At 67.9% G+C, this 11,693-nt stretch carries 10 protein-coding genes and 3 pseudogenes; 8 read left to right on the top strand and 5 right to left on the bottom strand.

The features are described 5' to 3' along the window. Window positions 1-94: 94 nt before the first annotated feature. From OG844_RS44220 to OG844_RS44200, 5 genes and pseudogenes are all read left to right on the top strand, one after another. A pseudogene (locus OG844_RS44220) lies at window positions 95-286 on the top strand (helicase associated domain-containing protein); the annotation flags it as partial. Window positions 287-295: 9 nt separating this feature from the next. Beyond that, on the top strand, window positions 296-1,042 hold the full coding sequence (locus tag OG844_RS44215) for a helicase associated domain-containing protein (RefSeq protein ID WP_406396377.1): 747 nt from the start codon (window positions 296-298) through the stop codon (window positions 1,040-1,042). Between the two features lie 418 nt (window positions 1,043-1,460). Next, window positions 1,461-2,261 (top strand): annotated as a pseudogene (locus OG844_RS44210) (ATP-binding protein); the annotation flags it as partial. A 127-nt stretch (window positions 2,262-2,388) separates the two neighbouring features. Continuing rightward, on the top strand, window positions 2,389-2,541 hold the full coding sequence (locus OG844_RS44205) for a hypothetical protein (protein ID WP_406387537.1): 153 nt from the start codon (window positions 2,389-2,391) through the stop codon (window positions 2,539-2,541). Between the two features lie 174 nt (window positions 2,542-2,715). After that, a complete protein-coding gene (locus tag OG844_RS44200; protein WP_406387538.1) occupies window positions 2,716-3,009 on the top strand; it encodes a hypothetical protein in 294 nt (97 codons plus the stop codon). 593 nt (window positions 3,010-3,602) lie between these two features. Here OG844_RS44200 and OG844_RS44195 read toward each other — a convergent pair. From OG844_RS44195 to OG844_RS44180, 4 genes are all read right to left on the bottom strand, one after another. After that, window positions 3,603-4,453, bottom strand: a protein-coding gene (locus OG844_RS44195) for an IS5 family transposase (RefSeq protein ID WP_406387540.1) whose coding sequence is annotated in 2 segments (ribosomal slippage) — window positions 3,603-4,102 and window positions 4,102-4,453 — 852 coding nt in all. Because the reading frame shifts where the segments join, the coding sequence is not laid out codon by codon here. A 725-nt stretch (window positions 4,454-5,178) separates the two neighbouring features. Next, window positions 5,179-6,405, bottom strand: coding sequence for a putative PEP-binding protein (locus OG844_RS44190; RefSeq protein WP_406387542.1), 1,227 nt, complete (start codon window positions 6,403-6,405; stop codon window positions 5,179-5,181). Beyond that, on the bottom strand, window positions 6,406-8,307 hold the full coding sequence (locus tag OG844_RS44185) for an FAD/NAD(P)-binding protein (RefSeq protein WP_406387543.1): 1,902 nt from the start codon (window positions 8,305-8,307) through the stop codon (window positions 6,406-6,408). It lies immediately after the preceding gene. A 261-nt stretch (window positions 8,308-8,568) separates the two neighbouring features. After that, the gene (locus OG844_RS44180) at window positions 8,569-9,117 is read right to left on the bottom strand and encodes a carboxymuconolactone decarboxylase family protein (protein ID WP_406387545.1); all 549 of its coding nucleotides are present in this window, start codon (window positions 9,115-9,117) and stop codon (window positions 8,569-8,571) included. 544 nt (window positions 9,118-9,661) lie between these two features. Here OG844_RS44180 and OG844_RS44175 point away from each other — a divergent pair. Both OG844_RS44175 and OG844_RS44170 read left to right on the top strand, forming a co-directional pair. Then, window positions 9,662-9,853 carry a C40 family peptidase gene (locus OG844_RS44175; protein ID WP_406387547.1) on the top strand — a complete coding sequence of 64 codons (192 nt, stop codon included), beginning with the start codon at window positions 9,662-9,664 and terminating at the stop codon, window positions 9,851-9,853. Window positions 9,854-10,249: 396 nt separating this feature from the next. Then, on the top strand, window positions 10,250-10,474 hold the full coding sequence (locus tag OG844_RS44170; RefSeq protein ID WP_406387548.1) for a cold-shock protein: 225 nt from the start codon (window positions 10,250-10,252) through the stop codon (window positions 10,472-10,474). A gap of 131 nt (window positions 10,475-10,605) precedes the next feature. On the opposite strand, the pseudogene OG844_RS44165 reads toward OG844_RS44170, so the two are convergent. After that, window positions 10,606-11,324 (bottom strand): annotated as a pseudogene (locus OG844_RS44165) (ferritin-like domain-containing protein). Between the two features lie 228 nt (window positions 11,325-11,552). Here OG844_RS44165 and OG844_RS44160 point away from each other — a divergent pair. After that, entirely contained in the window at window positions 11,553-11,681 is a 129-nt protein-coding gene (locus OG844_RS44160; RefSeq protein WP_406387550.1) for a hypothetical protein, read from the top strand. The last annotated feature ends 12 nt before the right edge of the window (window positions 11,682-11,693 follow it).

Below are 11,693 nucleotides of genomic sequence, written 5' to 3'. Positions count from 1 at the left end.
ACTCTGCCCAATCCGCCAGGTCAGCAGGCCGAGTCGGCGGACACTCTCAAGCAAGTATTGAAGACATTGGAGTGCTAGTCATCACGAGCACTGGCGGCGCGGTGTGGAGGCCGCCGTCATCTATGCCCGCGATCACGGCGACCTGCGTGTGCCGTTCACATACCGCGTGCCGGAGGTCGGGTGGCCGGCCTCGCTCGCCGATTTCCCGCTGGGGCAGTGGACCGCCGACGCCAGGAGGTTCTACGCCCGCGGGGACATGGACGAGGGCCGTGTCGCCCAGTTGGAGAAGCTCGGCATGGTCTGGTCCCACTTCGACGTCGCGTGGGAGGAGGGCGTGTCCGCCGCCCGTGGATGGGCGGCGGAACACGGCCACCTCCTGGCCCCGCTGGACGCCGCCCACCAGGGGTACAAGGTCGGTATCTGGCTGAAGAACGCCCGCGCCGCCGCCCGGCGCGCCCAGGACCTCGAACAGCGCCGGGCCGAAGGGCTGCCGGTGGAGTCACGGGCCGGCGCCCTGTCGGAGGAGCGGCGCGAGCAGCTGGAGGAGATCGATCCGTCCTGGTGCCCGGCCTGGCCGGTGGAATGGCAGCGCGCCTTCCACCTCACCCGCCTGCACCTGGAGGAGGTTGGCGGCGAACTGCCCACCGAGCCGGGCGTCGTCGTACACCGCGGCGAGGACCTCGGGCGGTGGGTGCGAGCGCAGCGGCTGGGCTGGGACAAGCTCACGACCGTGCAGCAGTGGATGTGCGAGCAGGTCCTCGGGGTCACGCCCGCGACCGAGGACGAGAAGCCGAGGCCGAGGGCCAGCCAGGCCGAGAAATGGGCGCTGCACCTCGCCGCCGCCCGGCAGTTCTTCGAGCGCGAGGGGCACCTTCGGGTACCGCGCAAGCACGTCGAGACCATCGTGGTCGGCGACGGTGAGGACGGGGCGCAGCGGGAGGTCCGGCTGGGCGCCTGGGTCGGTAACCAGCGGTCCCGGGCCGCGACGCTGGCACCTGAGCGAGTGGAGCGGCTCTCCGCGATCGGCATGAGGTGGGCGTAAATGCCCCTTTCACACGCCCCGGGCGTGTACACGGCTGTAGGTAGCCTGTTGCGTTGCTGTTCACGTACCTGTTGTTCCGCAATCGGCATCCGTCTCCGTCGGCGTGTCGTCGGTTCAGGGTCTCTCTTCCAAGATCCTTGTGAGCGTCCTGCGAGTGGCCTCGGCGAACTCGTCGTCGCCCCTTCGCTCAGCTTGTGCAATGACCTTCTGGCAGTTGCGCTTGCCCTCGGACTCACGCCTCTGTCGGATCAAGCAGAGTCCGTAGCCGGCCTTGCCTGGTAGGTGCCTGCGTTGGTGTGGCGCTCGTTCTTCGTCCAACCGGTCGGCCGCTTGGAGGAGGTACGGCTCGGGCTCGTCGCACCGATCGGTGTTGTGGAGAGCGCTGGCAATCCAGCCCTGCGCGCGGTGCGGACAGAGGATGGCCGCGCTCGATGACCGCGTGCGGCTCGGTAATGCCTGGGTCGGCCTGCCCTTGCTCAATGAGAGCCCTCCCTCGCAGCGTTCGCTTCTGGCTCAGGACCGGGCCGGGCATGAGCAGCGAGCGTGTCGATCGCGTCATCCAGGCCGGGGAGAGCGGCTTCCATGTCGGCCGCTCGGAACGCTGCCTCGGCAGTGCGCCGGACGGCTTGCGTTGCCTCGACCTCCGCGCAGGCCGAGGAGGAACTGGGGGTGGCGGCGCAGACGGACCGCCGTGCGCCGGCCGGTCCTGACTTGGTTCCGCACGGCCCCGCACCCGGTACCTGTGTCCGCCCCGGGCCCTCGCGCACACCCATTCGTGATGAGGACGGAGCTGATGATCGCTGACTTGGACTACGGGCTGCTGTCCGGCGGGAGCGTAGGCCATTTCCTGGGCCTGGAGCAGGCCCAGTTGGTCGGCACGGGCACGCTGCTGACCACTCGGGACAACGTCGGGGCCGTCATCGGGGCCAGGGCCATGATGGGCGTCTGCGGGCCGGCCGGATCCGGCAGGGCCATGTCGGTGAACTCCGCGTTGCGTTATCTCGGCCCGGACTTGTCCCACCGCCTGGAGCTGCGGGCCGGGCAGGCCCCGCGCGACATCCGATACGGTCTCTTCCAGGCGCTGGGGCTGCCCGGTGAGCCGCCGGCCCGCCCGATCGGGTTCGACACCCTCCTCAGGGAGGTGCTCGCCGAGGAGTTCTGGGTCCTGGTCTGTGATGAGGCGCAGTGGATGGAGATGGCCGGGTTCGAGTTCTGGCGCCATCTGTGGGACGGCATACGCACCAGCATCGCCGTGGTCTTCGCCGGGGGCGACGGCTGCTGCAAGGTCTTGCGCCGCGAACCGCATGCGGGCATCCAGGATCTTCATCTGGCAGGAGTTCACCCGCATGTCCAAGGACGAAGTGAGGGGGACGGTCCCTGCCTTCCACCCCGTCTGGACACAGGTGGCGACCGCGTTGGTCGACGCGGTCGCCAAACGGGCCGTCCACGGCAGCTTCCGCGACTGGGCCGGCATCACCACCTGCATCCTGGGCGGCTGAGGGAACTGGACCTCGGACAGGTCGACGAAGACCTCGTGCGCTGGGTCTTCAGCAAGATCGGCGGCATGTGGTGCAGGCGGTGTCCTCCCGGCCGTCACTGTCCTCGTCGGCGAGGACGACCACTCCAGCTGGACGGTCGCCGCGCATGCAGCACACGACCTGGTCCTGGGACGTGTGAGCGTCGACCCCGGTTCTGCCATCGGAGCACCCGCCGCCCTCGTCCACGACCTGCTCCACGCCCTGGGCAGGGGACTCCCTCATGGCGGAGAGACGTACGGGACGTGGGCCGGCTCCCAGCGCCCCGCCTTGGACGTGGTCGCCGCCTGGATCCTCACCCACCGCATCGGGCATCTCATCGTCTGCCGCACCGACTGCCTCACCACCGCCCGCCGGCATCAACTACTCGCCCTGCGCGAACGCTGCGGCATCCGCGTCAGCCTTCTCTTGCACCGGCCGGCCCTGCCCTGAGAACGCTCCTCGAACAGACCCCGTACCGCCTCGTCGACACCCTCCCTCTGGCCCGTGCGGTCCTGGACCGCACCATGGGCCACTCACCGGACGGCACGCGAGGCGCCGGACAGCAAGCGATCACGGGACCGGCCTCCAGCCCGGGCGAGGCGCAGTGGATCACCTCCCCGGTGTGGTCGCAGGGCGTGGTGACGGACCGTCCGAAACGTGCCCCGTGCCAGGGCGCCCCCGCGCTCGTGCCGACAAATGGCGCACCGTTCGCGCAAGATCGTGACCGCGCACCGGCAGACGTCCTCGCCGCACGGCTAACCACGGTGGCGCACTCCCCTGTACGCGGCAGCGCTGGCCGTCCGCGCGGTCACGGGGGCAGACATCAGCGGGCTCGCGCTGATCCGCGGCATCGGCGTCAACGAAACCGCGGTCGCCGTCGAAGTCCACGACCACGCAGCCCACCGCAGATGCCGGCTCTGCCCCCTCTCGACCTGGGCGCGCTGCCTCGTACGCACCGGCGGCGTCCGCGGACAGCTCAAGGACCGTGCATCGGACAGTCCATTCTTCCCACTCATCACGGCCTAGGGCCTGTCTTCAAAGGGTCATATCCACATCAGGAGTGACGCGATAGTGAGTGCCGCTTCGTAGGATTCGCGGGTTTTGTCGTAACGGGTGGCGATGGCCCGGTACTGCTTTAACGCATTGAAGCAGCGCTCGACGACGTTGCGCTGCTTGTAGCGCTCCTTGTCGAACGCGGGCGGCCTGCCGCCGTTGCTGCCTCGACGGCGGCGGTTCTCCTGCTGGTCCGACCGTTCAGGGATGGTGTGCGGGATACCGCGTTTCCGCAGGTAGTTACGTATGCCTCGGCTGCTGTATCCCTTGTCACCCAGGAGATGATCAGGCCGGTTGCGCGGTCGACCTGGGCCTGGACGGCAGACCCTGATCTGCGCAAGGATCTGCTCGAACTGCGTGCAGTCGTTGATGTTGCCGCCTGTGACGACAAAGCCGAGCGGACGGCCGCGGCCGTCGCAGGCGAGGTGAATCTTGGTCGTCAGTCCGCCACGGGATCGTCCGAGGGCGTGAGCGTGTGCCGTTTCTGCGGGACCTGCCCCTTTTTACGGGCGCCGGCCGCGTGCTGATGAGCGCGGGCGATCGTGGAGTCCACCGATACCAGCCAGTCAACGTCCCCAGCCGCATCCTTCTGAGCCTGAACGGCCTCAAGCATCCGCGTGAACGTGCCATCGAGCGCCCACCTGCGGAAACGTGTGTACAACGTCCGCCAGGACCCATACCTCTCCGGCACATCACGCCAGGCCGAACCAGTCCGCAGCTTCCACACGATCCCGTTCAGCACCACCCGGTCGTCCCGCCGGGGCCGCCCCGTGCCCGTCCGCGGAAGCAGCCCCGACAGAACGTCCCACTCGTCGTCCGAGAGCTCATGCCGCCGCACCATGCGTCACATGATGCCCCATCAACAGCCTTTGAAGACAGGCCCTAGGGCGGTGAACGACTCCGCCTCACCGCACAGGGGATTTGCTACACACTCGGCCACCATTGGTAGAAGGCGACGGTGCGCCGCCTCCCACGGCCCCCGACACCGCGGCGCATCGCCCGCACACACTCCTGACCAGCGGCAACGCGCTCCCCGCTGTGCGAACCTGCGACCAATTTGACCCGTATCAACGCCAAAGATTGTCAGCACCTGCTCGGTGTCCCTGACAGCAGCGGAATTCGCCCACGAAGTCACTGAACAGCTGAGAGTTCGATACTCGCCCACTGACATGACGGTGTCGAACCCTCGGTGACAAGAGCCCGCAGATCATCAGGTGTTGGCGGGAATTCCGGACGCCCCCAACCATCCGTGGGGAGTGCGGTTTTGCTGGTTGGACGGCTCCGGAGTTCGATTCGCCTGTTCAGGCCTGGAGCGCTTCGGTAGGCGGGCGTTGCCTTCCGATGGGCGATGAGGACCGCTTCGTTTTCCAAGAGGAGAAGCAGGCGAAGGCGGCTGGGGCCGCCCATCGGCCTCGCCGCCCATCGGTCTCGCCGCCCGTCGCGACTGCGACCCCCGTCTCTCGAAGCGGCGTTGCGCCCACATCAGGTGCAGCCCTGTTCTTGTGTCGTGGGGGGGTGCCACGCGTTCCCCGGGAGGGGAACGCCCCGGGAAGGACAGTCTGGGGCTCAGGTCCGGGAGGGGGGTGGCAGGAGCATCTGCTGGAGTTCGGCAGTACACATCATGTAGCCGTCGGGCGTCGGTAGGTTCTTGAGGTAGTGGTCAAGGTCCGATGCCAGTGAGAAGACGCGTACCGGGGTGCCTGCGGCACGGGCAGACTCCACGACCCTGCGCACACCGTCCAGGACGGCCGGATGGCGGGTGCGGTAGGAGTCTGCGACCAAGTGGTTTCCCCGGTCCGCAGCGAGATAGAACTGCACCAAGTCCTTGATGCCGACGAACAGTTCACTGACGCCGGCGGCACACATCGCCGAGGTGGCGTGGACTGCGGAGGGTGTCTCGATGAACGCGGACAGGGGGGCGCCGTCGGGTAAGTCGAGATGCGCTCTGAGTTGGGCGAACTCGGTCTCGTCGCTGACGAACGGCACCGAGAGCTGTACGCGGTCGGCGTCGTCGCCGAGGCGCTTGCGCAGGGTTGCCAGCACAGCGTGCAGGGCTTCGCGGTAGGCGACGGAGCCGAGCAGCCAGCGTGCGCCGTGCATGCCCATCTCTGGATTGGGCTCGACCGCGACGGGGGCGGTTTCTGTGACGTCGGCCGCGTGGTCCGAGCGCAGGTCAAGCATGCGCAGGACCAGCCGCTGGCCGGGCAGGAGCGCCTCGACGAAGCCGCAGAGCCGCTCTGCGATGGCCTGTCCGTAGGCGGTGATGTCGGCGGGTCCGCCGGCCATGGCGTCGAGCGGGCTCAGGCTCAGGGCGAGGCAGAGAAACTCCTCGCGGATGAAGAAGGACTCGACGCGTGCGGCGTTCGGTCCGCAGGAGTTGATGGTGGTGATGTCCTGCAGGTCCGCGATCACCGCACACGCCGAGCCGAGGTCATCCAGTGTGGGACTGTCGGCCTCGGGCTCCGAGGGCGTTTCCGGTCCGACAACGATCGACGCGCTTTCCAGGTACAGCGTCACTTCGCCGACCAGGTCGGCGAGGTCCGCCTCGTCGACGCGGAGCACGGGTATCCCTCTGCCTCGGCACAGCGACTGCATGTGGCCGGTGAGTCCGCCGGAGCCGCACACCACCGCGCGGGCGGCCACGATGGCGTCATACAGCCCGGCTTCGAGAGAGGGGGCGACGAGGATGGTTCCCTCGCGTGGACTTCTTGTCCGGTTACAGGTGCCCTGCAGCACGCTTTCGGTGCCGCCGGCCAGAAGAATTCCCAGAATCCGTCGCCCGTTCCCGTTCAACTAGCCCTCCGGATTTTCGGCGTTCCCTATCCCCAGTTGTCGACGTAGCTGCCGTGGCGTCACGGAGACGTCGTTGAGCCGTTCGACGGCCACCCGGTTGACGGCCGCCCTCATCAGGCGGTCGTGCCGGGAGATGTCCGCCGGAAGTGTCGGGAGACCGCCCAGGGATCGGATGCTCGCGTTCAAGCGGGAGTCGAGTGCCTCTCTTTCCCTTCGCTCACGTGTGGCCAGCCTCCGCACTTCCAGTAACACAGACTCCTCCAGCGCCGCCCGGTCCGCTTCCTCCGGGTTGCTGACAAGGCTGTGGTAGCGGGGATGCTGGGCCGCGATGTCGTTCAGGCCGTCCAGCCGCAGTTCAAGCTGCTCGATCACGTGTGCGGCGACGGAGACCGAGTGGTTCTTGATGGCGGCGAGGTTGAACGCGAACGCGCCGGTTCGGCCGTGCCGGACGATCTCGTCCCCCTCCCGCAGCACGCCGACCGTGGAGACGGGGCCGGCCGGTTGGCCGTCGGCGTCCAGCAGAGTTCCGCGTTCATCGACCTCCAGGCCGCGCCCGGTGCGTGCGTGAGGGACCGCGAGGCCCTTTTGGAGGAGGTTTCGCCAGAGTGGCTGTTCTACCTTCTCGTAGTCGAACTCCCTGCCGAAATTGGATACCACCAGGTCGGCTTCGACGCTGTGTCGCTCGTGTTGCGCGGCGACCGAGACCAGCAGCCCCCCCGACTGGGCGGGTGTGATCGCTTGCACCCTTCCGACGACCAGTTCCACCCGCCCGTCCTGGGGGTGCATCGCGCGCTCGATGATCGCCATCGTGTACTCCACCGCACCGACGCGCAGGGCTGCGATGGTGGTGGCGAACTCGTCCAGCAGACATCGCAGCTCGTTTGTCGGGATGCGTTCGATGACCTCGGGGAGGTACGGCTCCCACGCTTTGGCGATCCGCTCGGAGACGATCACGGAGGCGATGTCGGGGTGCTGTTCCCGGACCGTCGAGCAGGCCGTTCGCCATGCGGCCCTGACCCGGGCGAGGAATTCCTCGCGGTCGCGGTAGGGCTCGAGCAGGGTGTCGGGGCGGGGCAGCCACAGCACGCCGTGTTCGTGGGTGCCGGGGTAGGTTCGGAAGATCGTCCCGGACTTGGAGATGAGGTGGATCCGCCCGGTGTGGCCGTTACGCAGCAGCAGGCCCGCCGAGTCGTAGGCACTCAGCACCGATCCGACGATGGCCACGGTTGCGTCGGGCGGCAGCTGGGAGAGTTTACGGATTCCGGTCGCGGAGTACGGGTTCCGCACGAAGGAGGGGTGCCCGGCGGCCTCGGCCGCGAAGGGTGGCTCCTTGAGTTCGAGCCCGGTGGCCAGGACGACGTGGTCCGCCTGGAGCAGCTGTGTGTCCGCCACGGGTCCGGGGCGCAGACCTTCGATTCCGTGGGCGGCGAGGCCGCCGAGCGTCACCTCGAAGCCCCGGTCGCACGCTTGCATGTCGAGCGCCTCGCCGTCCGCTTCGACGAGGACGACGCCGGGGCAGGACTCCTTTGTGGCCTCGGCGAGCCGGTCGTGGAGGTAGTCCTGGAAGAGGCGGCGGGGGGCCGGGCCCTGTTCGGTGAACTTCTGGGCGGCCCAGCGCTGCGGCCAGTCCCGGCGGTCGGCCTCCTGGTTGGCCCAGTGGATGAAGTCGAGGACGTCCTCCCGGAACACGGACATCCGGCCGGCCTGGATGTTGAAGACGTGGTCCCAGGGGTTGCCGTCGCGGTGGTAGGCGACACCTGCGGAGCGGTAGTCGGGGTGCCGCTCCAGCAGGACGATCTCCAGAGGTCTTCGCGCGAAGTGGAGCAGCCGGATCGCCGTTGCGGTGCCGGCCAGGCCTGCCCCTACGACGAGAACTCTGGGACGCACACCCGTTCGACTCATGAAGAAGCCTCCCCGCTGGACCAAGGGCGCCCGGTCGTGCAGTCCACCACCGGCGCCGCGTACCGACCGCAAGCCGCCTGACTGAAAGTCAACTTCGTTGCCCGGTATGACTTTTGGGGCACACAAGGGCTTCCATGATTGTGGCGCAGACGATACCCGAACCTGTGGGGCGCCGAGGTCTCGATGGGCAACCGCGGCCGGTCTCCCAGTCGGCTCCGGAGCTGTGCGGCCCCGGAGCCGGACGGGAGCGGGCCAGTGGGATCAGTCGTCGATGTCCGGGGCGGCGGGGACGTCGAGTTCCGTGCGGACGTAGTGGTTGAAGTAGTTGGTGTACAGGTTCAGTGCCACATGGACGAACACCTCGGTCAGCTCGGTGTCCGTCCAGCCCTGGGCCACGGCCTCGTCCCACGCCGCGTCGGATGCCTCGCCGATCTCACCGGCGATCTCCCTCGCGACCTGGACCAGGGCGGCGAGCTTCACGTCGTCGCCCGCCTCCCCGCGGCGGATCACCACGGTCTCTTCCACCGTGAGGCCCGACACCTTCGCCGACACCGTGTGCGCCGACTGGCAGTACGCGCACGCATTGACCGCGCCCACGGCCAGGGCTATCGCCTCGCGCGTCCGGGCGTCGAAGGTGCCATGATCGGCGATAGCCCCGGTGATGCCCGCGTAGGCCTCCAGGACCACGGGGGAATGGGCCATCCCTCCGTGGATGTTGAGCACCCTCCCGAATCGCTTCTGCAGGCGGCGCAGAATCTCTCCGCCGGCTGCGGGCGCGCTGTCGATGGTGTGGACGGGAATCCGCGGCATGTGGATGCCTCTCCTCGTAGTGGTGGGAGTTCCTCGTCCTCACAGTCTGCCGAAGCTGCGAAACGGGTGGGTCGCCTTCGGCGCCCTCCAACCCATTCTTGGCATGTCGCCTTCGACAGGCCCCGGCCCCGGGCGATGAGTACCCGGCAGAAGATCCCGGGCCGCTCAGGGCAAAGGACGAGGGACGTATCTTGATGGTGTGAAGAGACGGCCCGGTGGTCCGCCAACAGCTTGTGGGCTATGCGGTGGGCGGCTGTAACCGCGGCCTTCCCGTTCCCGGCCAAGGACTTCGATCAGCCGACAGACCTCGCGGGGTGCGCGGCGAGTACTGTGCCGGTCACTGCCGTAGGCGAAGTCGGCGGTCGGCTGCGGCGGCGCTTGTTCCCTGACCGGGAGACGGGCTGACAGTTCGGCTGGCCAGCGCCCGTACTTCCTCACCCGCCCGCTTCGGGTGAGACACCTGGTCACGACAGTGATCGGAGCGCTCAAGCCCGGCGACGTCGTGTTCTACCGGCGACGTCGTGTCCTACGGCTACATCCCCAAGTGATCGGAGCGCTCAAGCCCGGCGACGTCGTGTTCTACGGCTACATCCCCACCCGCAACAGCACCATCCACCACGTCGGGATCTACCTCGGCAACGGTCAGATGGTCAACGCCGCCCGGCCCGGCACCAGAGTCCGCGTCGACTCCGGCACCTCCATGTCCCACTACGCCGGAGGAGCCCGCATCCTGTGACCACCACACCTGCAGGCAACAGCCGGGGACGAGCTTTCCTCGCGGCAGCCGGGGTCCTGGCCGCGACCGGCTGCACGCTCGTCCTCTACGCGACACCCCCGGGCGACAGGCCAGCATCTTCCACACCGCTCGACCTCTTCCGCCCACCCCACGCACACCCCGAGCAGCTCGGACACCAGTTCGGCCAGCAAGGGTCCTGTGGCCGACGAGGCGCGGTCCTCACCAGCGGCGAGCACCGCGTCGCCACCCGTCCTGTCCGACGAAGAGGCCCTCCCGGGCCAGGTGCCGTTCCACGAGCTGACCGGCTGGTACAACGCGCGTGGTCACCCGCGGTCCGGACGCTGCCGCTTGCGTACCGAGCATGCCGGCGCAGACGAAGCCCGTAGAGTGCCGCCCATGGTGACTGCGACTGTCCGCGAGTGGAACGACGAGGAAGGGTGGGGCGTACTCGATTCCTCCGAGACCCCCGGCGGCTGCTTCGGCCACTACTCCGACATTCAGCTGACCGGCTTCCGCACGCTGTCCTCCGGACAACAGGTGGACCTCACATGGAAAGACCCTGGCTTCAAACAGGACGGGTACGACTACCGCGCCGTGAGTATCGTGCCTCGGCCCGCCTGACACCAACGCCGACGCACGACCACGATCCCTCCCGGTCCTCTACAGCGCCGCACCCTTTACCGCAGTCTGTAGTAGCGCGTCCTCGATCGAACTCCCAAAGAGGGTGTAGGAAGCGGTGGAGCTGTCTGTGGTCAGCCCGCGCTCGTCCACGCACCTGGGCGGGGCACCAGCACTGCGGAGACCACCGCCCGGGACGAGGTCATGACATCGACCACGAATCGCAGGCGCCCGATATCGAGTTGGCCCAGTGCCGGACCGTGGTCGGCGGCGACGACGAGAGAGACCGCGAGCAGAAGAAGTCGCCACAGGGCCATCACGGGGCGGCGCACTGCACGAGGCAGCTCCGCCAGGGAGGCGTGCAGTCGCTCGCAGTGGAACGGGACATGGCGCTGCTCGTCGGACAGGATCCGCCCCGCCACATCCGCAGTGAGCGAGTCGCCGGTGCCATCGCGCAGCGCCCGATAATAGCGCAGCGCCACTACCTCCGCGATCATCAGCACCAGCAGCTCCATGCGCAAACCCATGAGACGCCGCAACCGTACGAAGACGGCGTCGCTCCAGTGCCCGGTCAACGCCGGCATGCCCCCCGCAGCCACCAGCCGAGCAAGCAGAAGAGCATAGTTGTGTTCCTCGGCGATGAAGAGCCGGACCGCCTGCCCGTAATCGGCGTCACCGGCCGCGTCCGCCTTACGGACGAGCTTGGCACCGTCACCGTCCTCGCCGACCTGGAAGCGCTGGATGCTGGCCCACACCACCGGATGCAGCGGGCGCGCTGTGCCCCCAGGGCACGCCTGCGCTCGCGCTCGTCCTCGAACCGCCTTGTCCACGTGGCGAAGCCGCCCGTATGCACCCATTCTCCCCTCTCCGAAACACAACCACCGTGCCCCGTAGAGGGACGACGCAGGCGGACACCAGAGCGTTCCACGGCCGCCCGACGACCACAGTTCACAGATTCACACGCGCGCCGGACGAGAGGCCTGCCGGTTCTCTCATGCACGGCCACTTCCCAGTGCACGTTGGCACGTTGACATCAGCGGCTGACATCAACGGCGTCGGACAATGATGGATCCGGGTGGTCATGAGTGGATCAGCAACCGCCCTGGAACACGACTACGAGCATCCCCGCGCTCCGTTGATCGAACTCCTGAAGCGGGTGTCGCAGGTTCGAATCCTGCCGTGGGCACAGCGCACTATCGCTCTGACCTGAGGTTTCTCCCCC

It is taken from the genome of Streptomyces sp. NBC_00887 (genome assembly GCF_045207585.1).
Note: the sequence above shows the minus strand (reverse complement) of the source record. Positions and strands in the feature narration are given on the sequence as shown.